General features: G+C 67.5%; 27 protein-coding genes and 2 pseudogenes. 12 read left to right on the top strand and 17 right to left on the bottom strand.

What is annotated here, in order from left to right; translation table 11 throughout:
- Positions 1–7 precede the first annotated feature (7 nt).
- Positions 8–850 (bottom strand): 30S ribosomal protein S2, encoded by an 843-nt coding sequence (rpsB, locus tag MOM01_RS04735; protein WP_060650992.1) that lies wholly within the window; start codon positions 848–850, stop codon positions 8–10.
- A gap of 304 nt (positions 851–1,154) precedes the next feature.
- Here rpsB and MOM01_RS04730 point away from each other — a divergent pair, with 304 nt between their 5' ends.
- The gene (locus MOM01_RS04730; RefSeq protein ID WP_241384239.1) at positions 1,155–1,661 is read left to right on the top strand and encodes a M23 family metallopeptidase; all 507 of its coding nucleotides are present in this window, start codon (positions 1,155–1,157) and stop codon (positions 1,659–1,661) included.
- A gap of 59 nt (positions 1,662–1,720) precedes the next feature.
- Here MOM01_RS04730 and MOM01_RS04725 read toward each other — a convergent pair whose 3' ends face one another.
- Together MOM01_RS04725 and MOM01_RS04720 are read right to left on the bottom strand one after the other, a co-directional pair.
- The gene (locus tag MOM01_RS04725) at positions 1,721–3,028 is read right to left on the bottom strand and encodes a MinD/ParA family ATP-binding protein (RefSeq protein WP_241384238.1); all 1,308 of its coding nucleotides are present in this window, start codon (positions 3,026–3,028) and stop codon (positions 1,721–1,723) included.
- A gap of 82 nt (positions 3,029–3,110) precedes the next feature.
- The gene (locus MOM01_RS04720) at positions 3,111–4,049 is read right to left on the bottom strand and encodes a tyrosine recombinase XerC (RefSeq protein WP_241384237.1); all 939 of its coding nucleotides are present in this window, start codon (positions 4,047–4,049) and stop codon (positions 3,111–3,113) included.
- 85 nt (positions 4,050–4,134) lie between these two features.
- On the opposite strand from MOM01_RS04720, the gene MOM01_RS04715 reads away from it, so the two are divergent.
- Entirely contained in the window at positions 4,135–5,298 is a 1,164-nt protein-coding gene (locus tag MOM01_RS04715) for a multidrug effflux MFS transporter (RefSeq protein ID WP_241384627.1), read from the top strand.
- Positions 5,299–5,335: 37 nt separating this feature from the next.
- Here the strand turns inward: MOM01_RS04715 and MOM01_RS04710 are convergent, their stop codons facing one another.
- The gene (locus tag MOM01_RS04710) at positions 5,336–6,118 is read right to left on the bottom strand and encodes a siderophore-interacting protein (RefSeq protein ID WP_241384236.1); all 783 of its coding nucleotides are present in this window, start codon (positions 6,116–6,118) and stop codon (positions 5,336–5,338) included.
- 97 nt (positions 6,119–6,215) lie between these two features.
- Between MOM01_RS04710 and MOM01_RS04705 the strand changes: the two genes are divergently transcribed.
- Positions 6,216–6,479 (top strand): DUF6953 family protein, encoded by a 264-nt coding sequence (locus tag MOM01_RS04705; RefSeq protein WP_241384235.1) that lies wholly within the window; start codon positions 6,216–6,218, stop codon positions 6,477–6,479.
- Between the two features lie 74 nt (positions 6,480–6,553).
- Entirely contained in the window at positions 6,554–7,894 is a 1,341-nt protein-coding gene (locus MOM01_RS04700) for a ClC family H(+)/Cl(-) exchange transporter (RefSeq protein WP_241384234.1), read from the top strand.
- 13 nt (positions 7,895–7,907) lie between these two features.
- Here MOM01_RS04700 and dprA read toward each other — a convergent pair whose 3' ends face one another.
- A complete protein-coding gene (gene dprA / locus MOM01_RS04695; RefSeq protein WP_241384233.1) occupies positions 7,908–9,035 on the bottom strand; it encodes a DNA-processing protein DprA in 1,128 nt (375 codons plus the stop codon).
- A pseudogene (locus tag MOM01_RS04690) lies at positions 9,032–9,643 on the bottom strand (ATP-binding protein); the annotation flags it as partial. The gene dprA and the pseudogene MOM01_RS04690, both read right to left, overlap by 4 nt.
- 146 nt (positions 9,644–9,789) lie before the next feature.
- Between MOM01_RS04690 and MOM01_RS04685 the strand changes: the two are divergent.
- Together MOM01_RS04685 and MOM01_RS23385 are read left to right on the top strand one after the other, a co-directional pair.
- Positions 9,790–10,125 carry a hypothetical protein gene (locus tag MOM01_RS04685; RefSeq protein ID WP_241384232.1) on the top strand — a complete coding sequence of 112 codons (336 nt, stop codon included), beginning with the start codon at positions 9,790–9,792 and terminating at the stop codon, positions 10,123–10,125.
- Positions 10,122–10,520 (top strand): YopX family protein, encoded by a 399-nt coding sequence (locus MOM01_RS23385; protein ID WP_374112256.1) that lies wholly within the window; start codon positions 10,122–10,124, stop codon positions 10,518–10,520. Before MOM01_RS04685 ends, MOM01_RS23385 begins: the two co-directional genes overlap by 4 nt.
- On the opposite strand, the gene MOM01_RS04680 is transcribed toward MOM01_RS23385, so the two are convergent.
- The 3 genes and pseudogenes from MOM01_RS04680 to MOM01_RS04670 all read right to left on the bottom strand — a co-directional run bounded on the left by MOM01_RS04680 (position 10,517) and on the right by MOM01_RS04670 (position 12,896).
- Positions 10,517–11,317, bottom strand: coding sequence for a hypothetical protein (locus MOM01_RS04680; protein WP_241384231.1), 801 nt, complete (start codon positions 11,315–11,317; stop codon positions 10,517–10,519). The two genes, MOM01_RS23385 and MOM01_RS04680, sit on opposite strands and share 4 nt — an antisense overlap.
- 308 nt (positions 11,318–11,625) lie before the next feature.
- Positions 11,626–12,540, bottom strand: a pseudogene (locus MOM01_RS04675) (YifB family Mg chelatase-like AAA ATPase); the annotation flags it as partial.
- Positions 12,540–12,896, bottom strand: a complete 357-nt coding sequence (locus MOM01_RS04670) for a YraN family protein (RefSeq protein ID WP_241384230.1) — start codon at positions 12,894–12,896, stop codon at positions 12,540–12,542. The pseudogene MOM01_RS04675 and the gene MOM01_RS04670, both read right to left, overlap by 1 nt.
- A gap of 214 nt (positions 12,897–13,110) precedes the next feature.
- Here MOM01_RS04670 and MOM01_RS04665 point away from each other — a divergent pair, with 214 nt between their 5' ends.
- The 5 genes from MOM01_RS04665 to MOM01_RS04645 are packed head-to-tail and all read left to right on the top strand — an operon-like array spanning position 13,111 to position 18,172.
- Complete coding sequence (locus MOM01_RS04665; protein ID WP_241384229.1) at positions 13,111–14,718, top strand: ABC transporter substrate-binding protein; 1,608 nt, start codon at positions 13,111–13,113, stop codon at positions 14,716–14,718.
- Entirely contained in the window at positions 14,715–15,752 is a 1,038-nt protein-coding gene (locus MOM01_RS04660) for an ABC transporter permease (RefSeq protein WP_374112255.1), read from the top strand. The genes MOM01_RS04665 and MOM01_RS04660 overlap by 4 nt, the downstream gene beginning before the upstream one ends.
- Positions 15,745–16,563, top strand: coding sequence for an ABC transporter permease (locus MOM01_RS04655; RefSeq protein WP_241384228.1), 819 nt, complete (start codon positions 15,745–15,747; stop codon positions 16,561–16,563). The genes MOM01_RS04660 and MOM01_RS04655 overlap by 8 nt, the downstream gene beginning before the upstream one ends.
- Complete coding sequence (locus MOM01_RS04650) at positions 16,560–17,492, top strand: oligopeptide/dipeptide ABC transporter ATP-binding protein (RefSeq protein ID WP_241384227.1); 933 nt, start codon at positions 16,560–16,562, stop codon at positions 17,490–17,492. The genes MOM01_RS04655 and MOM01_RS04650 overlap by 4 nt, the downstream gene beginning before the upstream one ends.
- Positions 17,489–18,172, top strand: coding sequence for an ABC transporter ATP-binding protein (locus MOM01_RS04645; protein WP_241384226.1), 684 nt, complete (start codon positions 17,489–17,491; stop codon positions 18,170–18,172). The genes MOM01_RS04650 and MOM01_RS04645 overlap by 4 nt, the downstream gene beginning before the upstream one ends.
- Before the next feature lie 6 nt (positions 18,173–18,178).
- On the opposite strand, the gene MOM01_RS04640 is transcribed toward MOM01_RS04645, so the two are convergent.
- The 6 genes from MOM01_RS04640 to MOM01_RS04615 form a co-directional block, all read right to left on the bottom strand.
- Positions 18,179–18,493 (bottom strand): DUF2469 domain-containing protein, encoded by a 315-nt coding sequence (locus MOM01_RS04640; RefSeq protein ID WP_006550963.1) that lies wholly within the window; start codon positions 18,491–18,493, stop codon positions 18,179–18,181.
- A gap of 37 nt (positions 18,494–18,530) precedes the next feature.
- The gene (locus MOM01_RS04635) at positions 18,531–19,310 is read right to left on the bottom strand and encodes a ribonuclease HII (protein ID WP_241384225.1); all 780 of its coding nucleotides are present in this window, start codon (positions 19,308–19,310) and stop codon (positions 18,531–18,533) included.
- Positions 19,307–20,038, bottom strand: a complete 732-nt coding sequence (lepB, locus tag MOM01_RS04630; protein WP_241384625.1) for a signal peptidase I — start codon at positions 20,036–20,038, stop codon at positions 19,307–19,309. The genes MOM01_RS04635 and lepB overlap by 4 nt, the downstream gene beginning before the upstream one ends.
- A 262-nt stretch (positions 20,039–20,300) precedes the next feature.
- Positions 20,301–20,642 carry a 50S ribosomal protein L19 gene (gene rplS, locus MOM01_RS04625; protein ID WP_006550960.1) on the bottom strand — a complete coding sequence of 114 codons (342 nt, stop codon included), beginning with the start codon at positions 20,640–20,642 and terminating at the stop codon, positions 20,301–20,303.
- An 83-nt stretch (positions 20,643–20,725) separates the two neighbouring features.
- Positions 20,726–21,631 (bottom strand): hypothetical protein, encoded by a 906-nt coding sequence (locus MOM01_RS04620; protein ID WP_241384224.1) that lies wholly within the window; start codon positions 21,629–21,631, stop codon positions 20,726–20,728.
- Positions 21,632–21,749: 118 nt separating this feature from the next.
- Positions 21,750–24,125 (bottom strand): Tex family protein, encoded by a 2,376-nt coding sequence (locus MOM01_RS04615; RefSeq protein ID WP_241384223.1) that lies wholly within the window; start codon positions 24,123–24,125, stop codon positions 21,750–21,752.
- Positions 24,126–24,245: 120 nt separating this feature from the next.
- Here MOM01_RS04615 and MOM01_RS04610 point away from each other — a divergent pair, with 120 nt between their 5' ends.
- Entirely contained in the window at positions 24,246–25,229 is a 984-nt protein-coding gene (locus MOM01_RS04610) for a class A beta-lactamase-related serine hydrolase (RefSeq protein WP_241384222.1), read from the top strand.
- A gap of 21 nt (positions 25,230–25,250) precedes the next feature.
- Here the strand turns inward: MOM01_RS04610 and trmD are convergent, their stop codons facing one another.
- Positions 25,251–25,958: a tRNA (guanosine(37)-N1)-methyltransferase TrmD gene (trmD, locus tag MOM01_RS04605; RefSeq protein WP_241384221.1), complete on the bottom strand. Its 708-nt coding sequence runs from the start codon at positions 25,956–25,958 to the stop codon at positions 25,251–25,253.
- A 3-nt stretch (positions 25,959–25,961) separates the two neighbouring features.
- On the bottom strand, positions 25,962–26,549 hold the full coding sequence (rimM, locus tag MOM01_RS04600) for a ribosome maturation factor RimM (RefSeq protein ID WP_241384220.1): 588 nt from the start codon (positions 26,547–26,549) through the stop codon (positions 25,962–25,964).
- Positions 26,550–26,559 lie beyond the last annotated feature (10 nt).

Raw genomic sequence — 26,559 nt, 5'->3', positions numbered from 1 at the left:
CAACGAATCAGGCCTCGGGGGCTGCGTCTGCAGCGGGGGCCGCGTCCGCTGCGGGCGCCTCGGCGTCTGCGGCGGGGGTGGCCTGCGCGAGCAGTTCCTGCTCCCACTCGGCGAGCGGCTCGGCACCGGCCTCGGGCTTGGCCTCGGCGTCGCTGCTCTTGCCGGCGCGGGCCTGCAGGCCCTCGGCAACCGCGGAAGCGACGACCTTGGTCAGCAGCGCCGCGGAGCGGATCGCGTCGTCGTTACCCGGGATCGGGTAGTCGACGAGGTCCGGATCGCAGTTGGTGTCGAGGATCGCGATGACCGGGATGTTCAGCTTGCGGGCCTCACCGACGGCGATGTGCTCCTTGTTGGTGTCGACGACCCAGATCGCCGACGGAACCTTCGCCATGTCGCGGATGCCGCCGAGGGTGCGCTCCAGCTTGTTCTTCTCACGCGTGAGCATGAGGATTTCCTTCTTGGTGCGTCCCTCGAAGCCGCCGGTCTGCTCCATCGACTCGAGCTCCTTCAGGCGCTGCAGGCGCTTGTGGACGGTCGAGAAGTTGGTGAGCATGCCGCCGAGCCAGCGCTGGTTCACGTAGGGCATGCCCACGCGGGTGGCCTCTTCGGCGATGGATTCCTGAGCCTGCTTCTTGGTACCGACGAACAGCACGGTTCCACCGTGGGCGACGGTCTCCTTGACGAACTCGTACGCCTTGTCGATGTACGTCAGGGTCTGCTGCAGGTCGATGATGTAGATGCCGTTGCGGTCGGTGAAGATGAACCGCTTCATCTTCGGGTTCCAGCGACGGGTCTGGTGGCCGAAGTGGGCGCCGCTGTCGAGCAGCTGCCGCATAGTCACAACAGGCATGCCTGTTTCTCTCTTTCGTGTCGGTTTCCGCGGTAGATCTTGCGACCTCCGCCCTGGCGTCCACATGCCCGTCGAACCCTTGCGGGACCGGCGACGGTCATTTCGGCGCGACCCGGAGAAGAGGGTCGGTACCGATGCGCGGACGCGCGAAGTCGATCTGCGTATACAGACCGCCCGACAAGTGTACGCGGCCCCGGCTCGGATACCCAACCGGGAGGCACGGGGCCTGTGGAGAGAGCCGGGCTGTCCACAGATCACGAAATATCTCTGGCGTCTCCCGCCCGGAATTCGCCAGGCTGACGGCATGTTCCTCGACGCGCCCGGCCGCACGGTCCGCATCGTCGCGATCACTGCGCTCGCAGTGCTGGTCGGCCTACCGGGCACAGGCTCGGCCACCACGGGGCGGTTCGTCTGGCCGCTCGATCCCCGCCCGGTCGTGACCCGGCATTTCGATCCGCCCGAGCATGACTGGCTCCCCGGGCACCGGGGTGTCGATCTGGAAGCACGATCCGGTCGGACGGTCGCAGCGGCAGGGGACGGCATCGTCGTGTTCGCCGGCCTGGTGGCCGGGAAACCCGTGGTGTCCATCGATCACCCGGGTGGTCTGCGCACCACCTACGAGCCCGTCGACGCGACGGTCACGGCGGGTCGCCGGGTGGCGAGAGGCGAGCCGATCGGCACGGTCGTCGCCGGCCACGAGGGATGCGCCGCACCAGCCTGCCTGCACTGGGGTCTGCGCCGCGACCGCGACGATTACCTCGATCCCCTCCCGCTCGTGCAACGACCGGTGATCCGGTTGCACCCGGTGTGACGCGCCGCGTCGGTACCGCGCCTGACGCGCCGTGTCGGTACCGCGCCTGACGCGCCGCGTCAGTACACCGCGTGACGCCCCGACAGGGCGGGGAAGTCGTCGGCGACCATCGCTGCCAGGTCGACGAAGGCCGCGCGGGTCGCGGGCCGGAGCCGTTCGAGGTCGATCTCGGCACCCTCGGCGAGATGCTCGTCGAAGGGCACCACCTTCACCGCGCGACAGCGCGCGAGGAAATGCCCGATCAGGGCATCCATGTCGACGTTCGCCGAACCCGGACGCGGCGAGCTGATGACGACGACCGTGCGCTCGACGAGGTCTCCGTAGCCGTGCGCCTGCAACCAATCCAGGGTCGCGGCGGCACTGCGCGCGGCATCGACCGCCGGCGAAGCGACGAGCACCAGCGTGTTCGCCGAGGCGAGCACTCCACTCATGACCGAGTGCATGATCCCGGTCCCGCAGTCGGTGAGGATGATGTTGTAGAAGACCTGGAGGACGTCGACGATCCGCAGGTAGTCGTCCTCGCTGAACGCCTCCGAAGCCGCCGGATCCCGCTCGCTCGCCAGCACCTCGAGCCGGCTGGGAGCCTGCGAGGTGTGGATCCGGACATCCGAATAACGTTGTATGCGTGGAATATCGGCGAGCAGATCCCGCACCGTCGAATCCGTCTGCCGGGGCACACGCTGCGCGAGGGTCCCGAAATCGGGATTCGCGTCGACGGCGATCACGCAGTCGCCCCGCAACGACGCGAAGGTCGATCCCAGGCCGATCGTGGTGGTGGTCTTCCCCACCCCGCCTTTCAACGACAGCACAGCGATTCGGTAGTCGCCCGGAACCGGCTGGCGGATACGGGCGATGAGGTCCTCGTGCCGCTCGGAGCCCCCGGCGTCGAACCGACCTCCCGTGAGCCGGTGGACGCTCTCCCGCCAGCGCCCGGCCGAACGGCGGGATCGCCGGACGAGTGTTCCGGACTCGAGATCGACGCTCGACGGTCCCTGGTCGAGTCGCTGCAGCACGTGAGGAATCCCGTCGTGCAGCGCGTCCTCCGGAACGGATCCGGGATCGCGGTCGCCCGGTTCGAGCACGGGGTCCGGCTGCACCGGCTCGGGCTCGGGGCTGCTCTCGGGTTCCGGTTCCGGAGCAGAAGAGGCATCGGGTTCCTCGCCCGCGGCGGTCCGGGGAGGAAACGCCATCGTCAGCGGCACGGAGACGACGAGCGAGGCCGCGTCGTCCTCGGGCGGTAGGGAGTTCGCGGGGTTCCCGGTCTCGCGGGCTCCGCGGCGGACGCCCCGCCGGGCAGGTTCGGGCCCGGGATCCGGCCCGTCCTGCAACCAGGCGGGCAGGGCTGGGCCGGGCTCGTTGCGTCTCATCTGTTCCCCCGAAGTCGATGATGTTGCCGGCGCACGCTATCAAACCGGCATTCCGGCGACCACGCCTCGACTCGGGCCGTGATCAGGCGCGCGGATGAGCCTGTTCGTGCGCGGCACGCAGTCGGGCCACCGACACATGGGTGTAGAGCTGGGTGGTGGCCAGACTCGAATGGCCCAGCACCTCCTGGACCACCCGCAGGTCCGCTCCCCCTTCGAGCAGGTGCGTGGCAGCGCTGTGACGCAGACCGTGCGGAGCGATGTCCGGTGCACCGGGAACCGACGAGACGGCCTCGTGTACCACCGAGCGGACCTGTCGCTGGTCGATGCGACCGCCGCGCTTCCCGAGGACCAGCGCTGCTCCCGACGACGAACGCGCGAGGTGGGGACGTCCGTGACTCAGCCACGCGTCGAGCGCCTCGGCCGCAGGGCCTCCGTAGGGAACGATTCGCTCCCTGTCACCTTTGCCGAGGACCCTGAGCACGCGTCGGTCCGTATCCACGTCGTCGACGTCTGCTGCACACAGCTCCCCCACCCGGATTCCGGTCGCGTACAGCAGTTCGACGATCACACGATCGCGGAGGGCGACAGGATCGAGTTCGCGCGCACCGGATTTCGCAGCCTCCATGATCTCCAGCGCCTGGTCGTCGCGCAGTACCGCGGGTAGTGACCGGTGCGGCTGTGGAGCGACGAGCCGCGTCGCGGGATCGGCGTCGAGGCGCCCGGTACGGACGAGCCAGGCCGTGAAGACCCGAACCGACGACGTCCGCCGGGCGAGCGTCGTTCGAGCCGCGCCCGCCTGCACCATCCCGGCCAGCCATGCACGCACGAGATCGAGGTCGAGATCGGCGATACGCGCGTCGGGGCGCTGAACCGCGAGGTGCTGCAGCAGGGAGCGGATGTCGGTGGAATACGCCCGGATCGTATGTTCCGAGCGGTTGCCCTCGAGTCGCAGGTGGTCGACGAAGTCGCCGAGATGTACGGCCAGGGGCGCGGGGAGACCGTCCGATCCGTCGTGTCGCATGGTCCTACCGTGCGCTGCCGGTGCCTCGAGCGCAACGAACCCCGCCGATTAAAGTGCTTTCGTGAACAAAATGATTCCGGTGCCGATGCTCTTCGCACTGGCTCTGCTGTCGGCGACAGCGCCTCTCGCCACCGACATGTACCTACCCGGACTGCCGATCATGGCGGAGAGCCTGGGCAGCACGACCGTGGGCGTCCAGCTCACCCTCACGACCTTCATGGCCGGGCTCGGGCTCGGCCAACTCCTGGTGGGCCCGCTGTCCGACAGCTGGGGCAGGCGCAAGCTGATCCTCGCCGGCACCGTCGTGCTCGCGATCAGCAGCGCGATCTGCGCGATGGCACCCACCGTGGAGGTGCTGATCGCGGCACGCCTGATCCAGGGGTTCAGCGGCGGCACCGGGATCGTTCTCGCCCGCGCGGTCATCGCCGACAAGGCGAAGGGCAACCAGGCGGCAAAGCTGTTCAGCCTCATGATGATCATCGGTGGAGTCGCGCCCGTGGCCGCGCCGCTGCTCGGCGGCGTATTGCTCGGCCCGATCGGGTGGCGTGGGATCTTCTGGGTACTCACCGGACTGGCAATCGTGATGGCGCTCGGAGCCCTCCTGTTCGTCCCCGAGACCCTGCCGCCCGAGAAGCGACACGGGGGCGGCCTGAAGATCATGGCCGGAAATTTCGGTTACGTGCTGAGCAAGCGACGGTTCGTCGGCTACGCGGCTGCGATGGCCCTGGGCTTCGGCGGCATGTTCTCGTACATCTCGGCGTCCCCCTTCGTCACGCAGGACGTTCTCGGGCTGAGTCCCGGCCAGTTCTCGATGGTGTTCGCCGTCAACTCCGTCGGACTCGTCCTGAGCAACGCGATCAATGCCCGCCTCATCGGGCGGTTCGAGGTACGAAAACTGCTGCTCGTCGGTGTGACCACCATGTTCACCGCGGGCACCCTGCTCCTGCTCGCCATGATCGTGGTCGGCTACAACGCCGCGGTGATCCTGCCGCTGCTGTTCGTCGCGGTCAGCGCCGTCGGCATGACGATGGGCAATGCCACCGCCCTCGCCCAGGCGCAGGTCCCGAAGGCGGCCGGCACCGGATCTGCCGTGATCGGCGCGTCCCAGTTCGGCCTCGCCGCGGTGGTCTCCCCGCTGGTGGGACTCGGGGGCGAAGGCACCGGCATCCCGATGGCCGTCTCCATCGTGGTCTGCTCGGGACTCGCGCTCACCGCGATCACGGTGCTCGCGCGCGAGTCCACCAGCTGACGAGGCAGCGGCACCAGCCGATCGGTGCTGCTGCCGATCAGCTGGTCTCCGCCGCCGCCAGTTCGCTCTTCCACACGCGGAAGCCCTCTTCCGTGCGCCCACGACGCCAGTACCCCGAGATCGACGCGCGCGAGGACGGCACCGCCCGCTCCTTCCGCAGGTACGGGCGAATGTGCTTCATGACCGTCTCGGCCTCCCCGTGCACGAAGACCTCCACGTCTCCGCCCGGCCACGGCATGGCCTCGACCGCCTTCACGAGCGGGGCATTGCCTTCACTCCGATCGGCCCCGGCATCTCCGGCAGCCACCCCGCGATGGAGCCAGGTGATCGTGACGCCCTCCGGTCCCGACAGGGCGAGCTCGTCGGACGGACCGGCGACCTCCACGAACACCGCGCCCCGCGCATGCCCGGGAAGTCCTTCCAGTGCCACCGCGATCGCCGGGAGCGCCGTTTCGTCCCCCGCGAGCAGGTGGAAATCCGCGGACGGATCCGGGCTGTAGCCCCCACCCGGTCCGTGCACGACGACCTGTGTGCCCGGCTGCACCGATCGTGCCCACGGCCCCGCGACCCCTTCGTCGCCGTGGACGACGAAGTCGATCCAGATCTCCCTGGCCTCCGGATCCACACGGCGCACGGTGTAGGTGCGCAGCAGCGTCTCGTCCCCCACCGGCAGTTCGAGCTTGACGTAACTGTCGGTCTCCGGACGTGCCGGGAACTCGTCGAAGCCCTGCCCGCCCAACACCACACGGACGAAGTGCTCGCCGACGACCTCGGTGCGCAGCACCGTGAGAATGGTCGAAGTGCGGGATCTGGCTGCCACGGGACCTCCTGTAAGGGTTACCTATCTCGAGCCACGCTACCCCGTGTCCGGGGACAATGGTGTGGTCACCTTCTCCGACGATCTAGGCTCGATAGCCATGAGCACCACCGCGGCGGAGATCGCCGATTGGATGACCGACATCATCGACACCGAACGACGGGTCGCCCAGACCGACATGGTCGACGCCATCGAGGCCAAGTTCGGTTCCGACTGGATCTACGTCAACGACAACGGTCACCCGTCGATCGACCGCGCCGTCCTCCGCGAGTTCCGCAAGTCCCGCCGCGAGGAAGTCAAGTGGGACCGCGAGGCCCGCGCCTGGTACGTCGAGGCGTCCTCCCCCGAGGAGGCCGCCGACTGACCGGCCGCTGCCGGAGCAACATGCCCGGCCGGTGAGACGGACCCGAGAAACGGCCATCGCGGTTCGGAGGCGACGTGGCAGAACCCGAGGACTCCCCGGAGGAACAGACCCTCCCCCTCCGTGAGCTGACGACGATCTGCCTGCTGGCCGCCGTGGCCGGAGCCCTCATCGGGTTCGTGGGCGGGGCGTTCCGCTGGTGTCTCGAACGGGCCGACGACCTGCGCCTGCACCTGCTGGACTGGTCACACGCGCTCCCCGGCCCGGACTGGCTGGTGCCCGCCGGGGTCACTGCCGTCTGCGCCGCGGTGGCGGCGGTCGTCGTCCGGCACGTCCCCCTGGTGTCGGGCAGTGGCATCCAGCACGTCGAGGCCGTCGCCCGCAAGCAGGCCGACCCTCCCCGGTTCGTGATAGTCCCGGCCACTTTCGTCGGCGGAATACTCGCCATCGGCTCGGGACTCGTGCTGGGCCGAGAAGGGCCGATCGTGCACATGGGTGCCGCGGTCGGTGCGGAGACCGGACGCCGCGCCCGCATGGGCATCGAGGACATCCGCCTGCTCCAGTCCTCGGTCGCAGGCGCAGGACTGGCCGTGGCCTTCGGAGCGCCTCTCGGCGGAGCCCTGTTCGTCCTGGAGGAAGTGACCCACACTCTCCGCCTGCGCATCGTCGTTCCCGCGCTGCTCGCGGTGGCGACCGGGGTGGGATGCTCGCGTCTGATCGTCGGCGACCTTCCCGACTTCGCTGTCGGCGACCTCCACTCGCCTTCCCTGGCCCTGCTTCCCGTCTTCGTGGTGTTCGGGCTGCTCACCGGCCTCCTGGGCGCCGCCTACAACCGGATGATCATGTCGTCGCTGCAGGTGGTGGGTGCGATCCGATCGCTCACACCGATTGCGAAGGCCGCCGTCATCGGTGGCGTCCTGGGGCTCGCGGGCAGTGTCGCACCGTGGATCGCCGGCGGTGGTGACGACCTGGTCGAGCGCGCGGTGACAGGAGGGGCCTTCGCACTTCCCGTTGTGGCGGGGTATTTCCTGGTGCGCTTCGTCGCGGGTCCGGTGTCGTACGCGGCAGGCACCCCGGGCGGACTGTTCGCGCCGATGCTCGCCCTCGGCGCGCTGTGGGGCGTGCTGTATGCCGAGATCTGCGCAGCAGTGGTGCCCGGGGTCGATTCCTCCCTCGCCGTGCCGATGGCTCTCGTGGGGATGGCGGCGCTGTTCGGTGCCTCGGTCCGGGCTCCCCTCACCGGCATCGTGCTCGTGATGGAGATGACGGCCGTCACCAGCGTCGCAGTTCCGATGCTGGCGGCGACAGCCTGCTCGGTCGTGGTGGCTCAGCGTCTCGGGAGCCGTCCGATCTACGACAGCCTGCGCATACGCATGCTCGGATCCTCCGTCTCCGGGCCCCGGCCGGAGGAGACGTGAGAGGCCGCGGCGGTCACGCACGCCGCCAGCCTTCGTCGGTGGGCAGCACGAGCCCTTCGAGCTCGAGCAGCGGCAGTGCCGCTCGCACACGGTCGACCGGCACTCCCGCAGATTCGGCCACGGCTGCCGGCTCGCACACTCCGGAAGCCGGAAGGGCTTCGTAGACCGCCGTCATGTCCCCCGAGAGTCCGTCCAGATCCCGCCGGAACAGAGCATCGCGGTCGTCCTCGCAGCCGAGCAGGGGTCCGCATTCCTCGAGCACGTCGCGTGCGGTGCCCACGAGCCGGGCCTCACCCTCCCGGATCATGCGATGACACCCCTGCGACGCGGCCGACGTCACCGGACCGGGCACGGCACCGACGGGCCGGCTCAGCCGACGCGCCCACGCTGCGGTGTTCCTGGCGCCGCTGCGCCAACCGGCCTCGACGACCACGATCCCCGCGCTGAGCGCCGCGATCACACGATTGCGGGCGAGGAATCGGTACCGGGCCGGAGTCGTTCCCGGAGGATATTCGCTGATCACGAGGCCTGTTTCGGCGATGCGCTGCAGCAACCGGGCATGTGCGGCCGGATATGCCCGATCGACCCCGCACGCGAGCACGGCGACGGTGGCGCCACCGACGCCCAGCACGGCCCGGTGAGCCGCGGCATCCACCCCGAAGGCCGCTCCCGAGATCACCGTCCACCCGTCGGAGGCGAGATCGCTCGCGATCTCGGTCGTGACGTGTTCGCCGTAACCGCTCGCGGCCCGTGTTCCCACGATCCCCACGGATCGTTCGGTGAGCTCGTCGAGGCGGCGCTCACCCCAGACCCACAAGGCGATCGGCGGGCCGTCGGTGTCGGTCGCCGTGCCGAGAGTGTCGAAGGCGAGGAGCTGCCAGGCGGGCCATTCGTCGTCGTCCGGCGTCACCAGGCGACCGCCGGCGCGCGCCACCCTCGCGAGATCGGACGCAGCGGTATCGAGGTGGGCACGCGCCGCGAGACGCGACGCGAGTTCGCCGCCGTACCTGCCCGCGCGGACGGATTCCGCCACATCGAGCACCCCGCGTTCGGCGATCGCTGCGGACAGCGACCGTGACGCGCCCTGTGCGAGCGTGGACAGATACGCCCATGCCAGGCGACGGTCGTCCGGCTCGCTCATGCGCTCTCCCTGTCCCGGAAACCGAGTGCGGTGGCGACATGCACCTCCGACGGCGAGACCGCGCCGTCGAGATCACATATCGTCCACGCGACCCGCAGTCCCCGATCCGCACCCCTGGCCGTGACCGCGCCTTTGCGCAGAGCTCGCTCGAGCGGCCGCAACGCCGCCGGCGGGAGCCGGAACTTCTGGCGCAGAGCAGGGCCGGGGACCTCCGCGTTCGTCGACCATCCGTAGGCCGCCCACCGCTCGGCGGCCGAGGCCCGTGCCGCCGCGACACGCGCACGAACGTCGCCGGTGCACTCCCCCGCGTCGCCCATCAGGGCACTGGTCGATACCGTCTGCAGCCGGACCCGCAGGTCGACGCGGTCGAGCAACGGTCCGGACAGTCTGCCGAGATAGCGTCGACGCGCCGCCGGCGCACAGATGCAGTCGGCGTCACGCGGAGGCGCGCACGGGCACGGATTCGCGGCGAGTATCAGCTGGAAACGTGCGGGATAGCGCGCCACCCCGTCACGTCGCGCGACGCGCACCTCCCCGTCCTCGAGTGGGGTACGCAGCGCTTCGAGAGTCTTCGTCGGCATCTCGGCCACTTCCTCCACCAACACCACGTCACATCTTTGACAAAACGTCAATGACCTGGGGAAACGGTGAAGTGGGTGTGGAAAACCAGTTGAGAATGCAACAAATGCTATTGTTAATATATGCATATATGCGTATATTTATACATATACAATTAAATAAGGAGAACCAAGCAGTGCCAAATCGAACTATTTACGTCCGCAAGGATGATCTCGAAGCGTTCAACGCCGTCCGTGACGACTTACCGGACATTATTTCAAGGGCAATCCGCCAAGAGGTGGAGGCTAGAAAAAATAACCTTCAGTACGACCGCGAGCTGTTTGATATAGCTGCCCAAACGGTCAAGGACGATACGCCTCAACAGATGACTTATTTTGAGTTCCTGGACATCTTCACCGACGCGTGGCTTGTAGCCGAACAGAAGACTGGCATCTACCCCGCCAAAGAGTTCCGTGTAGCAGTAGGAAATCACATGGATTCAGAAGTTGTGCGGCGTGGAGGCGAGTCATGATCCGTGAGATTAAGTTTCGAGGGCTATCAAGAGTAAGAGGCACGAGGAATAAAACGGAGATGGTCTATGGACAGCTTGATATGAAGCCTAACAAGGATGCGCGGATTATCTGGTACGGCACAGTTCGAACGGGTAGAAAGGTGCGGCGTTCTATCTTCGTCGACTACAGAACCGTCGGGCAATTTACGGGTTTATCAGATGCTCACAACAATGAGTTATACGAAGGTGACATCTGCTGGAACCCGCACGATGAGACTTGGGGTGAAGTAATTTGGGATGAGGGTGGTTGGTGCTATCAGTGGGAGAATGTTATTGAGTCCTTACACGACTGCTGCGACTTCGTTGAGGTAAGAGGCAACGTCCACGAGCATCCGGAACTTCTCAATCAAGGCTAGGCCGCGTCCTTCGACGCCTCCTGCATCCTCTTGTAGACCGAGAAGTAACCTATAGCAAATGACTGCATGTCTCGCAGTGCTTCAAGCATCGGCCGAAGATTATCAGCAGCCTTCTCCCAGTCCGGCGCTAGCTGATCGGGATCTGTTCCATTAAAACTCTTCAGCACGGCGTGCATCGTCTCATGCAGGTTGTACGCCTGTTCAAGCAAGTCTTTATCCGCCAAACGAGGCAGTGCCATCATGAACTTGATAGCTGCAACGTTGGTGTGCGATACAACACTTTTCCTGCCTTCAAAGAGTTGTGCCGTAGTTACTTCTGAGGGCTTTTTCTTGAACGTATGAATAAGGTCTTCCATTGCACCGACCTCTGACGCAACTGTAACGATCGAATGAAGTATTTCTTGTACCGCCTGATACTCTGCCTCGGTCTTAAGCCGCTCTAGTTCAGCATCCGTAGTTCTTGTCGCATGAGCCATCTGTTCCGCGTGGCGCTTCTCTGCGTTCTCAACCTCTTGGTCAGCCCGCGCTTCTGCTGCCCGCGCTTGCTTGTTCGCTCGGTGCGTCTGCCACACCGAAACGCTCGCCAGAAACGCTGCGGCAGCCGCACTAGCCCACGCCCCTAGCGCAGACCACTCTGAGCCCGTCCAACCGCTCCAGTTGCTGATGCTGGTGATCAGAGCTCTCACAAGAAAGAACAGGGAAAAGATCAACGTAGGGACCAGCAGCACCCTGCTAATCCAACTCAGTGTCTTGTATCCCCGCGACGGCCAGTTCTTGCCGTTCTCCCCTGTGCTCACCAGCGGATCTTATCCACGTGTGACATCGGGCACCCCCACCGGGATCTTGATAGCCGTAGCATCCCCGCAGTGCCGCGCCACCAAGATCGTCAGGACAAGTCGGCCACTCCCCCGGAGTTTGATCTGGCGGACTACGTGCGGCGGTCGACGGAGGCGTCGGCTGTACCTGGAAAGGTGGTTCATCCGCACACGCTCGACAGGGTAGTTCGGCTGATTAAGAGGCGGGTCTGAGCAAAGGATGAACTTTGCTCCGCGAGCTGATATACTCCGAAATCCGTTGTCCTAGGGTGTCATTCGCAAGTCTCCGACTCGTCGAGAAAGAGGATGCCGCGGTGTGCCCGGCTCACTGCTCCCGGTTTCGCCATACCGGTGCCCCCGCCGATCAGTGAACTCACCGTGGCCGTGTGGTGCGGCGCGACGAAGGGCGGCTCGGTCACGAGCGGCCGATCCGCCGACAACGCGCCCGCCACCGAATGGATCGCCGTCACCTCGAGGGCGTGCGCTTCGCTCAGTTCCGGGAGGATTCCCGGAAGGCGTTGCGCGAGCATCGTCTTCCCGACTCCCGGCGGACCGGTCAGCATGAGGTGGTGGGCACCGGCCGCGGCCACCTCGAGTGCGCGGCGCGCTTCGTGCTGGCCCACCACTTCGCTGAGATCGCTACGGACCGGGCGCGGCGGGGAGCGGTGTCCGTCCGGGCGATCCAGCGGACCGTCGCCCTGCAACCAGCGCACCAGATCTGCCAGATTGTCGGCGCCGTGGACATCGATGTCCTCCACGAGGGCCGCTTCGCTCATCGCGGCGGTCGGTACCACGACCTTCTGCCAGCCGTGGTTCTTGGCCGCGAGTACCGCCGGGAGCACTCCCCGCACCGGACGCAGCCTGCCGTCGAGGGCGAGTTCGCCGAGCAGGATCGTCTTCTCGAGCAGGTCCAGTGGCACGACGTTCGCAGCGTTGAGCACGGCACACGCCAGTCCCGCATCGTAGACACTTCCGACCTTGGGGAGCGTGGCCGGCGACAACGCCAGCACTACCTTCGAATCGGGCCATCTGGCACCGGAATTCGCCACCGCAGCCCGTACGCGGTCGCGCGATTCCTGCAAGGCGGTATCCGGCAGTCCCACCATTTTCACACCCGGAAGACCCCCGCCGATGTCCGCTTCGATCTCGACCACCTGGCCGTCTATCCCGGAGACCGCTACCGACCACGCTCGCCCGAGTGCCATCAGAGCACCTGCCTGCGGTGGGTGATCTCGGGCGCGCGACCGCGTGTGAGCAGCACGGTCACCACGTCGACGCGGATGCGCGACCAGCGCCGGGACTGCTCCGACAGCCACAATCCGGCCAGACGGCGGATACGCTCGGCTTTCAGCGGCGTCACCGCCTCGGCCGGTGTTCCGTAGCCGGTTCCGGTGCGTGTCTTGACCTCGACGAAGACGACGGCCGCGCCGTCCTGCGCGACGATATCGAGCTCGCCGTAGCGGCTGCGCCAGTTCCGCTCGAGTACCACCATTCCCGACGATTCGAGAAACTCTGCGGCGAGATCCTCTCCTCGTGCGCCGATATCCCGGTTGTGTCCCATCTGCCCCCTCATCCCCTGCATGCCCTCACCGTGCCAGCCGAAGGACCCGAGAATCGGCGCCTTCCACGCGAAACGGAGATCCTGTGGATGAAGGAGGCAGGTGTGGACAACCCGGTGCGGTATCGCGAAACGCGTTGGCGGACCCCGGGCCGGTGTTAGATTCTCATCTGAACATCTGAGCAGTAGAGCGTGCCGATCACGTGCTGGAGGCACCGTGAGACAACGACGCACCATAACCGGAACTGCAGCAGGATTCGCCGCAGCAGCGACACTCTCGGCGTGTGGAACCCCCTCGTCGGCGGTGGACACCGAGGGCGATCTCGTCCTTGCCGACGGCTACGCCCCAGGGGGCTACAACCCGATCGCCGGCTACGGTCTCGCCGGCGAATCGATCATGTACGACGGCCTGGTTCAGCTCACAGGCGGTGACGGCATGCCGGGTTTCGAGCCTGCGCTCGCCTCCGCGCTGCCGGTGCCGAACGAGGACGCCACCGCCTGGACGGCGTCGCTACGTGAGGGGGTCGCCTTCAGCGACGGTTCCGCCCTCGACGCCGAGGATGTCGTCGCCACCTACCGCGCGATTCTCGATCCGGCATCCGCCTCGGAGGTCCGATCGTCCTTCGAGATGATCGACACCGTTGCAGCAGTGGATGATTCGACAGTTCGATTCACTCTCCGCTATCCGTACGCTCCGTTCGCGACGAAGATGCTGATCGGAATCGTCCCCTCCGAGTCGGTGGCCGCAGCGCAGCCCGCCACCGAGTCGACGCTGAACACGGCGCCGGTGGGAACCGGGCCCTACGTCCTGCGCGAACTCCGCCCGGACCGAGCGGTTTTCGAGGCGAACGACAATTACTGGGCGGGCGCACCCGAACTGAAGACCGTGACCTACATCCATGTGCCCGACGACAACACGCGCGCACAGCGCACGGCGGCCGGCGAAGTGGACGGCGCGAACCTCCCGCCCCTGCTCGCACAGCGGATCGCCGGCCAGGACACCACGCTGACCGCGCACACCTCGGCCGACTGGCGCGGAGTGTCCTTGCCGACCGGCGATCCCGTCACCGGAGACAAAGCGATCCGTGTGGCACTGAACCTCGCCGCGAACCGCCCCACCATGATCGACCACGTGCTCGGTGGGCACGGGCGACCGGCGTCGACACCGATTCCCGATGTCTACGGAGCGGCATACGACCCCGACGCGACATTCCCGTACGACCCCCAGCGCGCCGAGGAACTGCTCGACGACGCGGGTTGGGAGCGAGGCGCCGACGGCATCAGGGAAAAGGACGGCAACCGAGCGGAATTCACCCTCATGTACAACTCGGAGGACACCCTCCGCCGCGACCTTGCCCAGGCATTCGCCTCGGACGCCTTGGCCGTGGGCGTCGAGATCGATCTCGAGGCACTGTCCTGGGATCGGATCGATCCTCGGATCAACACGGACGCAACTCTTCTCGGTGGCGGAAGCGAACCCTACGATCCGGACACCCAGGCGTACACCACGCTCAGTTCGCAGTACGTCGAGCCCGGAGTGGGCAGCATCTACGACAATGCGAGCGACTATTCGAATCCCGCTGTGGACGAGGCCCTCGACCGGGCCCGCCGCGAACTCGACCCGGACACCCGCAACAGCCTCTACCGCGACATGCAGGCCGCCTATGTCGCCGATCCGGGATACGTCTTCCTCGCCTTCCTCGACCACACGTACATATCCCGCGATTCGGAGTGGGCGACCTCCGAGCCGATCCTCGAACCGCATTCTCACGGGGTGACCTGGGGCCCCTGGTGGTCGCTCGACACCTGGACACGCGAGCCATGACGAATCTCGCTGTCCGGAACGAGACATCGCCCCCACGACGTGCCGGGCGTGGCGCAGCGCGGCGCCGCGCGATCGTCCGGATGGTCGGCCGTCGCCTCCTGTTCTTCGTCCCGGTGCTGGCCGTGGTATCCGCTGCAGTGTTCGCCGCGGCCGCCGCGTCGCCGTTCGACCCGCTGGTCGGCTATCTCGGCACCCGCTACGTCACCACGAGCGAAACCGACAAGGCACTCATCGCCGAGGAACTCGGTTTCGACAGGCCCTGGTACTCCGCCTACGGGGACTGGCTGAGCGCCGTCTCGTCCGGCGACCTCGGCATGTCCCGCACGTTCGACCAGCCCGTCGCGCAGGTCGTCTCCGAAAGGCTGCCGTGGACCCTGCTGCTGACGGCGGTCGGGCTCACGGCAGCGATCGTTCTGTCCCTGGCGATCGGCACGTGGTCCGGCATGCACAGGGGTGGAAGGATCGACCGGATCGTCTCGGCGATCTGCGTCGTCGTGCAGTCCCTGCCCCCTTTCGTCCTCGCCCTGGGAACGGTCGCCGTCCTGGCAGTCGCCACGGGCTGGTTCCCCGTCGCGGGCCTCACCGATGCGGGCGCCGATCCGACGGTGGGTCAGGTACTGCGGCATCTCGCACTGCCCGCGGGTGTCCTGGCCCTGTCCCAGATGCCGTGGCTTCTGCTCGCCGTCCGCGAATCCGTGTCGAGCGCCCGCGGTGAGGACTTCGTCGCCGGTGCCGTCGCGCGAGGAATCCCTCCCTCGCTCGTCACCCGCCGGCACATCCTCCCCACCTCGCTCGCCCCGTTCGTGACGATCATCGGGGTCCGGCTGCCCGAGATCCTCGTGGGGGCGGTTCTCGTGGAAGAAGTCTTCTCCTGGCCGGGGCTGGCAAGCGCGGTCGTGGAATCCGCACGAAACCTGGACATGTCGCTGCTCGCAGTACTCACCGTGGGCACCGTCCTCCTGGTGATGGCGGGCAGCCTGCTCGCCGACGTCGTGTACGCGGGCCTCGACCCACGGGTGAGCACCGATGGTTGACCGGCGATTGCTCGCCGCATCGGCGGTCCTGGCCGTCCTCGTCGTCTACGCGGTGGCAGCACCCTGGATCGCCGGGGTGGACGACCGCGTCACGGATTTCGCGGTGGCACGGTCCGCTCCGTCGCCGGCCCATCCGTTCGGTACCGACGCCTCGGGACGGGACCTGTTCGTACGCATCGCCAAGGCCATCCGGACCTCACTGCTCATCGCCGTGGCGTGCGCGGCGCTGGCGACGGTTCTGGGGGTCCTCATCGGAGCCGTCTCGGGCTTCGCCGGAGGGTGGACGGATCGCGCGATGATGCGTGTCACCGACGCCGTCAACGCGCTCCCGCATCTTCTCCTCGGCATCGTCATCGTGGCGATGTTCCGCGGCAGTGCCGTCGCGATCGTGCTGTCGATCGCCCTGACCCACTGGACCCAGGTCGCACGCATCATCCGCTCGGAGATCCTCGGTCTGCGCGCTCGCCCCTATGTGGACGCGGCGATCCTGGCGGGTGCGTCCCGCCGGCACGTGATCATCCGGCATCTCGTTCCCGCCACCGCACCTCAGGCGCTGATCGCCGTCGTGTTGCTGCTCCCCCACGCGGTGTGGCACGAGTCGACCCTGTCGTTCCTCGGCTTCGGGTTGCCGCCGCACGCCCCGAGTCTGGGCACCCTGCTCGCCGAAGCACGCAGTTCCCTTCTCCTCGGGGGCTGGTGGACCCTGGTGTTCCCCGCCGGTCTCCTCGTCGTCACGACGCTCGCGGTGGCGGCGGCGGGTTCTGTGCTGCGGGGGCGGGTCAGCCCGGTACGGACGGTGGCACGGCTGTGAACGGCCTGCAGATCGAGCACCTCACGGTCCGCATCCCGGTCTCCCCGCACGAGATCGTGCACGCCGCGACCGACGTCTCGCTGACCGTGCCGGCGGGCACCGTCACCGCGCTCGTCGGCGAGTCGGGATGCGGCAAGTCGATCCTGGCCGCGGCGGTGATGAACATGCTTCCCGCCCATGCCCGCTCGCACGGCTCCATCACCGTCACCACCGGCGGCTCCGCCGTCCGGATACTTCCTCCCCACGATCACCGGGCGAATGTTCGCGGGCGCCTGACAGCGCTCGTCCCCCAATCACCGGTCACCTCCTTGACCCCCGTCCGCACCGCGCGGTCCCAGCTCCAGGAAACCCTCGACGTGCTGCACTCTCCGAAGACCTGCGACGAACTCGCCGAACGCGTGGGTCTGAACCCCGCCGATCTCGACCGGTATCCGCACGAGCTGTCCGGGGGAATGGCGCAGCGAGTGGTGGTCGCCGCCGCTGTCGCGGCCGACCCCGTGGTCGTCGTGGCGGACGAACCCACCTCACAACTCGATCGGGCCCTCGCCGACCACATCCTGGCGGTCCTGCGCGCACTCGCCGACGAGGGCGCCGCCGTACTGCTCATCACCCACGATCTCGGTGCGCTGCTCCGCACCGGAATCGCCGACACGATCGCCGTGTCGTACGCCTCCCGGATCATGGAAGTAGGTCCTGCCGACGACGTTCTCGACGACCCCTGGCACGACTACACAGCCGATCTTCTTGCTGCACTGCCCTCTCGTGGACTGCGGTCGATGCCCGGGTCACCCCCGAGCTTGACGAACCTCCCCGACGACTGCGTGTACCACCTGCGCAAACCGTCCACCACCTTCTCCGGCGGTCCCACACATCTCGTGACGCTCGGCTCCCGGACCGTCCGCACCCGGCGGGACAGGAGAGAGCTGTGAGTCTGTGCGCCGAGAACATCACCGTCGGGTACGGGCGCGAGGCCGACATCCTGCGCGGCGTCTCCCTGACGGTCGGAGAGAAGCAGATCATCGGGCTCTCGGGGCCCTCCGGGAGCGGGAAGACCACCTTCGCGCGCATCCTCACGACGCTCGACCGCCCAAGATCGGGCACCGTGACCGTCGACGGCCACCGGGTGACCAAGACGCGTTTCGGTGCTCCCGCCGCGATACGCGGAAAAGTCGCCATGCTCTTCCAGTCGCCGCGAACAGCGACCGATCCCCGGCTCACCCTGGGCGCCGTCGTCAGCCAGCCGTGGGAGATCGCGGGGATCCCGCACACGACCGGGGAGGTGGCCGAACTCGCCGCCACGGTGGGTCTGACCCCCGACCTGCTCTCCCGGCGCCCCTACGATGTCAGCGAAGGTCAGCTGCAGCGAGCATGCCTCGCCCGCGCCCTGGCACAGCGTCCCCGCTATCTCGTCTGCGACGAGGCCACATCGATGTTCGACGCGGCGACCACAGCGGCCCTGATCGCGATGATCCGGTCCCACGTCGAGCTGCACGCGATGGGAGTGCTGTTCATCAGTCACGATCGTGAACTTCTCGACGTGTGCTGCGCGACCGTGCGCGAGCTGTCCTCGCTCTCGCCGCCGGGTGACCGGCGCCGGCCCCCGCGGTGACGCGGTTCACCCCAGCTTGTCGGGCAACCGCAGCTCGGGTTTGTCCAGCTCCTCGATGTTGACGTCCTTGAAGGTGATGACCCGGACGTGTTTGACGAAACGCGCCGGCCGGTACATATCCCACACCCAGGCGTCGGACATCCGTACTTCGAAGTACACCTCGCCGTTGGCGTTGTGCGGCAGCAGTTCGACCGCATTCGCCAGGTAGAACCGGCGTTCGGTCTCCACGACGTACGCGAACTGACCGACGATGTCCCGGTACTCCCTGTACAGCGAGAGCTCCATCTCGGTTTCGTACTTCTCGAGATCCTCGGCACTCATCGGTCTCGGTGTCCTCCCAATCTGGTGTGTCCTGCAATCATCCCGCATCGGCCTCGTCGGTGAACAATCGACGCCCTCCGTCGTCGGTGAACAATCGACGCCCTCCGTCGTCGGTGAACAATCGACGCCCTCCGTCGTCGGCGAACAATCTCCGCCGGACGCCGGGAACTCCGCACACCGAGCGCACGTTGGCCCACGAACGCCGATGATGCGGCGATGCGCCGTGCTCCGCCAGCGCCGCCATGTGCGTCGGGGTGCTGTAACCCTTGTGTACTGCGAAACCGTACTCCGGTATCTCCCGGTCGAGTTCGACCATCATGCGATCGCGTGTGACCTTCGCCAGCACACTGGCCGCGGCGATGCACGCGGCTGCGGCATCGCCCCCGATCACCGGCAGGGACGGCGCCGGCAGACCGGGCACCCGGAATCCGTCGGTGAGCACGTAGCCCGGCGGGGTCGACAATCCTGCGACAGCGCGGCGCATCCCCTCGATGTTCGCGACGTGGATGCCGATCGCGTCGACCTCCGGAGCCGGAATCACCACCACACTCCACGCCACGGCGCGTCGCACGATCACCGAATACAGTTCCTCGCGCGTGCGTTCGGTGAGCTTCTTGGAGTCGTCGAGGCGATCGAGCGAGGCGTGGGGTCTGGCCCCGAGCATGCACGCGGCGACGACGAGCGGGCCGGCGCACGCTCCCCGACCGGCTTCGTCGACACCCGCGACCGGACCGAGACCGCATCGCACGAGCGCCGATTCCATCGTCCGCAGTCCCGAGGATCGCCGGATCACAGGTCGCGGGGGCCACGCAGTCACGAGGGGAGGATCTCCGGGGAGTCGATCGTGCCCCACCGGCCGGGAGGCAGCACGATGAAGCGGGCTTTTCCGATGATGTTCTCGACCGGGATGGTGCCCTGGTTCTCGTCGCCCACGTGATAGCGGGAGTCGGCGGAGTTGCTCCGGTTGTCCCCCATGACCCAGACGTGGCCTTCGGGAACCGTGATCGGTCCGAAGCACCGTCCGGAGGGCACCTCCGTATCGCAGGTGAGGACGCCGGGCGTGAACGGATAGTCCATGGTCACGTACGGCTCGTCGAGCGGAACACCGTCGACGAGGACACGTCCCTGGTCGTCGCAGCATTCGACGGTCTGTCCGCCCACCGCGATCACGCGCTTGACGAGATCGTTCTCGTCGGGAGGGACGACCCCGACGAGCGAGCCGAGTTCCTGCAGTCCACGCAGGACGACATTGTCCGAGCGGGTCGAGGTGTACCCCTCCGACCACGAATCCGGCCCCTCGAAGACGACGACGTCGCCCGGACGGGGATCGGTGAAGAGATATCCGACCTTCTCCACGACGATACGATCGCCGGTGCAACCCGGGCAGCCGTGCAGCGTCGGCTCCATCGACTCGGACGGGATGAGATAGACGCGCGCGACGAAGGTCTGCAGCAGAAAACTCAGAGCGAGGGCGACGACGAGCAGAATCGGCAGTTCGCGCCAGAAGGACTTCTGCTTCTTCTCCTTCGCCGCCGTACCACTGATCGCGGGGTCCTCGCGCCGGTGATGTGCGCCGTCGGCCCGGTCGCTCCGAGCCTGTCCTCGACGATCACCACGGTTCGTATCCGGGTCCGTCGGTTCGTGCGGGGAATCTGCCACCTCGACAGACTAGCGTCTGCCTCGAGGCGGACTGCCGAGGACGAGCACCCACCCGCTCCGGATGCCGGGAGATCCCCACGAAAGCGACGACCCGGCCCGGACACAGGTCCGGGCCGGGTCGTACGACGCTGGGGTCAGCAGCCGAAGATCAGCGCTTCTCCTTGATCTTGGCAGCCTTGCCGCGCAGCTCACGCAGGTAGTAGAGCTTCGCGCGACGGACGTCGCCACGGGTCAGCACGTCGATCTTCGCAAGGTTGGGGCTGTGCACCGGGAAGGTACGCTCCACGCCCACGCCGAAGGAAACCTTGCGGACGGTGAAGGTCTCGCGGATGCCGCCGCCCTGACGCCGGATCACGACGCCCTTGAAGACCTGCACGCGCTCCTTGCTGCCCTCGATGACCTTGACGTGCACATCGAGAGTGTCGCCGGGACGGAAGTCCGGGATATCGTCGCGCAGCGACTTGGCGTCCAGAAAGTCCAGGGTGTTCATCGGTTGTTCATCCTCTTGTTCGCTCGAGCAGAGGAACCTGGCGGCGACCGCCGTGTGGCGGGCTCGACCGGTTCGTGCCCAGGTCAGGTAGGCGTGCCCGAACGGGGCAACCCGTCCATTGTGCCAGACGGAGCGCCGATCGAAGAAATCGGCGGCGGGGCCGGGCGCACCCGCCGGTCCAATTCGGCTTCGGCCGCGGTCCGCGAATGCTCCACGCTGCCCCGCACGGTCTCGAGATCCGGCGATCCCGCGATCAGGTCCTGCACGAAGATCTTGGCGCGGATCACCGGACGGCGCAGGCGGCGCTCCCGCGCGACAGCCCGCCTCATCCGCCGCGGCCGCTCTGCATACCGCCAGCGCGCCCAGGGCGCCCCGGGCCGGGAGAGCCTGATCGCGCCCACCCACAGCAGAGGGACGACGAACAACCCCACGAGCCCGGTCCAGATCTTGCCTTTCGCGAGGACGATGGCGGCGAGGACGAGATTCACGAGCACCGCCACGACGAGTCCTGCACGCTGCACCCGATCTCCGGCGTCGTCGAAGTTCTCCGTGTCACCGAGTTCGAAAGGGCGGAGCCCGAGCAACCACATCCCCGTCACCGCGATCGCGACGAAGACGGCGTCGACCGACACCCTCCCCTGTTCCTCCCAGTACACGTCGTTCAGATAGAAGATCAACGCGAACTCGTCGAGGGTCAGCGCGGCACCGATACCGAACAGTGTCGCCAGGACGGTGGCACCGATACGGTTCCCGTCCTCGGAGATCGCGATCAATCCCCCACCGGCGATCACCATCATGACCACGCCGAACACCACATGGTGCACGTGCTGCCCGCCGGGAGTGATGTTCCCGGGCCACCACCGGACCTGCGCACGGATCAACCGCACGCTGATCCGGATGAAAGCGAACGCGAGCACGAAGCCGATCAGGAAGAACAGCATCGGCAGGTGCCCTTGGTCGACGATCTCGCGGCGGAACCAGCTCAGCATCGCCGCATCACCCTGCCACCGTGGAGTTCATGCTCACAGCATCGCAGGCACAGGCGCGAGATCCGGTGCACTTCGCGCCGGCCGGGCCGGGGTCCCCGGCCGCGGCCGGGGACCTCCGCTAGTTGTTGCCGAACCCGGCGCGGCGCAGAGCGTCGGCCATCGATCCCGACGCGGCCGGGCCGGAACGCCGGTCGCTTCCGCGGCCCTGTTGTGCACGGTCGCCTCCGCGGCCCTGTTGGGCACGGCCGCCCTGGCCGTTCCGGTCCCGCCCGCCGGCGGCCTTGTTCCCCGGACGACGTCCGTTCCCGCGCGAAGGGCCACCGGACCTGTCGGCGTCCGCGGCGGGCAGCTCGTCGTCGAGTCGCAGCGTCAGGCCGATGCGCTGGCGGGCGACATCCACCTCGAGGACCTTCACCTTGACGACCTCACCGGAACGGACGACGTCGTGCGGGTCCTTCACGAAGCTGCGCGACATGGCGGAGACGTGCACGAGGCCGTCCTGATGCACTCCCACGTCGACGAACGCGCCGAAGGCCGCCACATTGGTCACCACGCCCTCGAGCACCATGCCCGGCTTCAGGTCCGCGACCTTCTCGACCCCCGCGGCGAAGGTCGCAGTCCGGAACTCGGGACGCGGGTCGCGGCCGGGCTTCTCGAGCTCGGAGATGATGTCCGTCACCGTCGGAACACCGAACCGGTCGTCGGCGAACTCGTCCGGTCGCAGCTTCCGCAGGGTCGCGGTGTTGCCGAGAAGGTCGCGCACACTGCTGCCGGTGCGGTCGACGATCCGGCGCACCACCGGATACGCCTCGGGGTGCACGGCGGAGGCGTCGAGCGGGTCGTCACCGTTGGGGATGCGCAGGAAGCCCGCGCACTGTTCGAACGCCTTCGGGCCCAGACGCGACACGTCCTTCAGCGCGGTGCGCGCCCGGAACGGACCGTGCTGGTCGCGGTGGGCGACGATGCTCTCTGCGAGCGAGCCGGTGATGCCGGAGACCCGGGACAGCAGCGGTACCGAGGCCGTGTTCACGTCGACACCGACGGCGTTCACCGCGTCCTCGACCACCGCGCCGAGCGAGCGCGCGAGCATCGTCTCCGAGACGTCGTGCTGGTACTGGCCGACACCGATCGACTTCGGGTCGATCTTGACGAGCTCGGCGAGGGGATCCTGTAGGCGGCGGGCGATGGAGACCGCGCCCCGGATGGACACGTCGAGGTCCGGAAGTTCCTTCGTCGCGTATTCCGACGCGGAGTAGACGGACGCGCCGGCCTCGGACACGACGATCTTCGTCAGGCCGGGAATTCGGGCCAGGGACACGAGTTCGGCAGCGAGGGCGTCGGTTTCACGCGAAGCCGTGCCGTTTCCGATCGCGATCAGCTCGACGCCGTGCCGCGCGACGAGCGCCGCGAGGACGGCGAGGGCCTCGTCCCGCTTGTTGTGCGGCTGGTGAGGGTAGATGGTGGTGTGGTCGACGACCTTGCCGGTGCCGTCGACGACCGCGACCTTCGTCCCCGTCCGGTAGCCCGGGTCGAGGCCCATCGTGGGCCGCGTTCCGGCCGGCGCCGCGAGCAGCAGATCCTTGAGGTTCGCGGCGAACACGTCGACCGCGTCCTTCTCCGCCGACTGCCGCAACCGCATCCTGATGTCGAGCGCGAGCGACATCTGCAGTTTGGTGCGCCACGCCCACCGCACGGTGTCGAGCAGCCATGTGTCCGCCGCGCGTCCCTGGTCGGCGATACCGAAGCGAGTCGCGATCCGCCCCTCGTAGTAGCTGCGCTCACCGGGGACGGGCTCGTCCGTCTCGGGGTCGAAGGACAGCGAGAGCACCTCCTCCTTCTCGCCGCGCAGGAGCGCGAGGATGCGGTGCGAGGGGAGGTCGGTGAACGGTTCCGAGAACTCGAAGTAGTCGGAGAACTTCGCGCCGTCGTTCGCCTTGCCGGCACGCACGGTGGAGGTCACCTTCCCGCGCGTCCACATGGCCTCGCGGAGCTCGCCGACGAGGTCCGCGTCCTCGGCGAACCGCTCGACGAGGATCGCCCGGGCGCCGTCGAGTTGCTCGGAGGTGAATCCTGTGGGATCCGTGGTGGGATCGCCGATCAGCGCGTCGGCGACGGGTTCGTGCCCGGCTTCCCGCGCGATCTGGGCCTTCGTGCGGCGCTTGGGCTTGAACGGGAGATAGATGTCCTCGAGGCGGGCTTTGGTCTCGGCGACCATGATCTGCCCGCGCAGTGCGTCGTCCAGCTTGCCCTGAGCCTCGATCGATTCGAGGATCGCGGCACGGCGCTCGTCGAGTTCGCGCAGATAGCGGAGGCGTTCCTCGAGGGTACGCAGTTGGGCGTCGTCGAGTCCGCCGGTCGCCTCCTTGCGGTAGCGCGCGACGAACGGCACGGTCGCGCCCCCGTCGAGCAGGGCCACCGCCGCAGCGACCTGATGTTCGCGGACGTCGAGTTCCTGGGCGATCCGCCGGTTCACGGTGTCGAGTTCGGTCGTCACGTCGAACGACCCTACAGTTGCCCTTCCACAGCTGCCCCTGTGGCCGCACGCGTCCCCCGGCGGTCCTCCCCCGTGCGCCGACGCTAGTGTCCACAGCACAATGGAACACAGGAGCCGAAGATGAAGTGCAGGCGCGGGCGCGCACGATCGGGCGCGATGATGCTGTTCGTGGCTGTTGCGCTGGTCGGATCCGGCTGCGATTCGATCCAGCCGCAGTCCGTCGCCCACGAGACGCTCGCACTCGGCTCCGCCGTGGACTCCGACCGCGACGACTCACCGGACATCCTCGTGGGGGCGGCCGGGTTCTCCGACCGCATCGATTCCGCCGTCGCACTCGCCGCCGACCGAAGAGCACGACTCACCGTCGCCGTGCTCGACCGTGAAACCGGGGCCCGGGTCCTCGGCGGCGCGGACGAGCCCTTCGAGACGGCCTCGACCGTGAAACTGTTCATCGCCGAGGAAGTGCTCCGGCAGCAGGCACTGCAGGAATCGGTCTCCGACGACGACCACGAGCTGATCCGCGCGATGCTGCGGTCCTCGGACGACAGCGCGGCGACCGTGTTGTGGGAGGCCTACGGCGGTCCCGAGATCGTCGAGGAGGTGGCGGAGCGCCACGCACTCACCGGCACCGCCGCGCCGGATCAGGAGTCGTGGTGGTGGAACACGACCACGACGGCGTCCGATCTGCTCACCTGGTACGACGATCTGCTCAGCAGCGGAGCGACCGAGCAGGCGGCCGCCCGGATCGTGGGACATCTGTCGGAGTACACCGACCGGGGTGTCGACGGCTACGACCAGCGCTTCGGGCTGCCCTCGGCGCTCGTGGACCCGGCCGATCTCGGGGTGAAGCAAGGATGGATGTGCTGCCCCGGCGAGGAGTGGCTGCACCTGTCCACCGGATTCTTCGGCGAGGACCACCGGTTCGTGGTGGTGATCGCCGCGCGGGAAGAAGTCACCTACGACGAATCGGACCCGCTGTACGGCACGGGATTCCTCCCGGACACTGCGCTCTACGACGCGACGACGGACAGTAGTGCGCAGCATGCGCGGGAGACCGTGACCATGGCCGCCGAGACGATTCTCGGCACCGATCACCAGCGCTGAGACGAGCGGACGCCCGGACCGTCAGGCGCCGGGCGGAAGCAGATCGGGGCGGCGCTCGCGCGTGCGTGCCAGCGACTGCTCGTGGCGCCACCGAGCGACCTTCGCGTGATCACCGGACAGCAGTACCGACGGCACCTCGAGCTCGCGCCAGACCGCCGGCCGCGTGTAACTCGGCCCTTCGAGGAGACCGTCGGAGAACGAATCCTCCTGATGCGACTGCTGATTGCCGAGGACTCCGGGAAGCAGCCTCACCACCGCCTCGACCATCACGAGCACGGCGACCTCACCCCCGATGAGGACGTAATCGCCGATGCTCACTTCTTCGACCCGCACCCGGCGCGCGGCATCGTCGAAAACACGCTGGTCGATACCCTCGTAGCGACCGCACGCGAAGACGATCCGTTTCTCCTGTGACCAGCGTTGCGCCGTGGCCTGATCGAATCGGCGCCCCGCGGGAGTCGGGACGACGAGCAGCACCTCCGGGTCGGCCTCGCCGTCCGGTCCTGCCAGGACGTCGTCGAGCGCCGGACCCCACACGGTGGGTTTCATGACCATGCCCGGCCCGCCGCCGTAGGGCGAGTCGTCGACGGCCTTGTGCACGTCGTGGGTCCAGTCGCGCAGGTTGTGCACTCCGACCGAGATCAATCCCTTGTCGATCGCCTTGCCGAGCAACGCGACACGCAGGGGTTCGAGATATTCGGGGAAGATGGTGACGACGTCGAGTCGCACGGACTACTGCTTCCCCTCGCTCGTCTTCTTCTTGGACGGAGGCTCACCGAAATCGGGGTCGAGCAGACCCTCGGGCGGGTCGATCTCGATGACACCCTCGCGGACGGACACCGTCGGCACGATCTCGGTGACGAACGGGACGAGCACCTCCGCACGATCCTGTCCGGTCGGCCGGATGGACAGCAGTTCACCGGCCGCGGTGTGCAGGACCTCCCGCACCGTGCCGACCTCGGTTCCCCCGTCCGGTCGTCCCGCGACGATCCGCACGGTGAGACCTTCGAGTTCGTGGTCGTAGAACTCGTCCGGGTCGTCGGACGGCGGCAGATCGGCACTGTCGACGACGAACAGCACCCCACGCAGCGCGTCGGCCGCATCGCGACCGTCGACGCCCTGCAGACGCAGCAGAAGCCGCCCGGAATGCTCCCGGGCGGCTTCCACCGTGTAGTCGTGCAGGTGCTGGTCGCGGGGCTTGCGGCCGCGCAGGACCGCGCCGACGGCGAAGCGCTCTTCGGGCTCGTCGGTGCGGACGTCGACGACCACTTCGCCTCTGATGCCGTGTGACTTGACCACACGGCCCACGACGAGCTCCACCCTCGCTCGC

This window comes from Rhodococcus sp. CH91 (assembly GCF_022554085.1).
Lineage (GTDB): Bacteria > Actinomycetota > Actinomycetes > Mycobacteriales > Mycobacteriaceae > Rhodococcus.
The sequence above is the reverse complement of the archived record's forward strand: the minus strand, read 5'-3'. Positions and strand labels throughout refer to the sequence as shown.

What these genes read in the sequence shown, in the direction of transcription:
- rpsB (WP_060650992.1), bottom strand. Translation starts at nt 850, where the DNA reads ATGCCTGTTGTGACTATGCGGCAGCTGCTCGACAGCGGCGCCCACTTC.
- MOM01_RS04730 (WP_241384239.1), top strand. Translation starts at nt 1,155, where the DNA reads ATGTTCCTCGACGCGCCCGGCCGCACGGTCCGCATCGTCGCGATCACT.
- MOM01_RS04725 (WP_241384238.1), bottom strand. Translation starts at nt 3,028, where the DNA reads ATGAGACGCAACGAGCCCGGCCCAGCCCTGCCCGCCTGGTTGCAGGAC.
- MOM01_RS04720 (WP_241384237.1), bottom strand. Translation starts at nt 4,049, where the DNA reads ATGCGACACGACGGATCGGACGGTCTCCCCGCGCCCCTGGCCGTACAT.
- MOM01_RS04715 (WP_241384627.1), top strand. Translation starts at nt 4,135, where the DNA reads ATGCTCTTCGCACTGGCTCTGCTGTCGGCGACAGCGCCTCTCGCCACC.
- MOM01_RS04705 (WP_241384235.1), top strand. Translation starts at nt 6,216, where the DNA reads ATGAGCACCACCGCGGCGGAGATCGCCGATTGGATGACCGACATCATC.
- dprA (WP_241384233.1), bottom strand. Translation starts at nt 9,035, where the DNA reads ATGAGCGAGCCGGACGACCGTCGCCTGGCATGGGCGTATCTGTCCACG.
- MOM01_RS23385 (WP_374112256.1), top strand. Translation starts at nt 10,122, where the DNA reads ATGATCCGTGAGATTAAGTTTCGAGGGCTATCAAGAGTAAGAGGCACG.
- MOM01_RS04670 (WP_241384230.1), bottom strand. Translation starts at nt 12,896, where the DNA reads ATGGGACACAACCGGGATATCGGCGCACGAGGAGAGGATCTCGCCGCA.
- MOM01_RS04660 (WP_374112255.1), top strand. Translation starts at nt 14,715, where the DNA reads ATGACGAATCTCGCTGTCCGGAACGAGACATCGCCCCCACGACGTGCC.
- MOM01_RS04655 (WP_241384228.1), top strand. Translation starts at nt 15,745, where the DNA reads ATGGTTGACCGGCGATTGCTCGCCGCATCGGCGGTCCTGGCCGTCCTC.
- MOM01_RS04640 (WP_006550963.1), bottom strand. Translation starts at nt 18,493, where the DNA reads ATGAGTGCCGAGGATCTCGAGAAGTACGAAACCGAGATGGAGCTCTCG.
- rplS (WP_006550960.1), bottom strand. Translation starts at nt 20,642, where the DNA reads ATGAACACCCTGGACTTTCTGGACGCCAAGTCGCTGCGCGACGATATC.
- MOM01_RS04620 (WP_241384224.1), bottom strand. Translation starts at nt 21,631, where the DNA reads ATGCTGAGCTGGTTCCGCCGCGAGATCGTCGACCAAGGGCACCTGCCG.
- MOM01_RS04610 (WP_241384222.1), top strand. Translation starts at nt 24,246, where the DNA reads ATGAAGTGCAGGCGCGGGCGCGCACGATCGGGCGCGATGATGCTGTTC.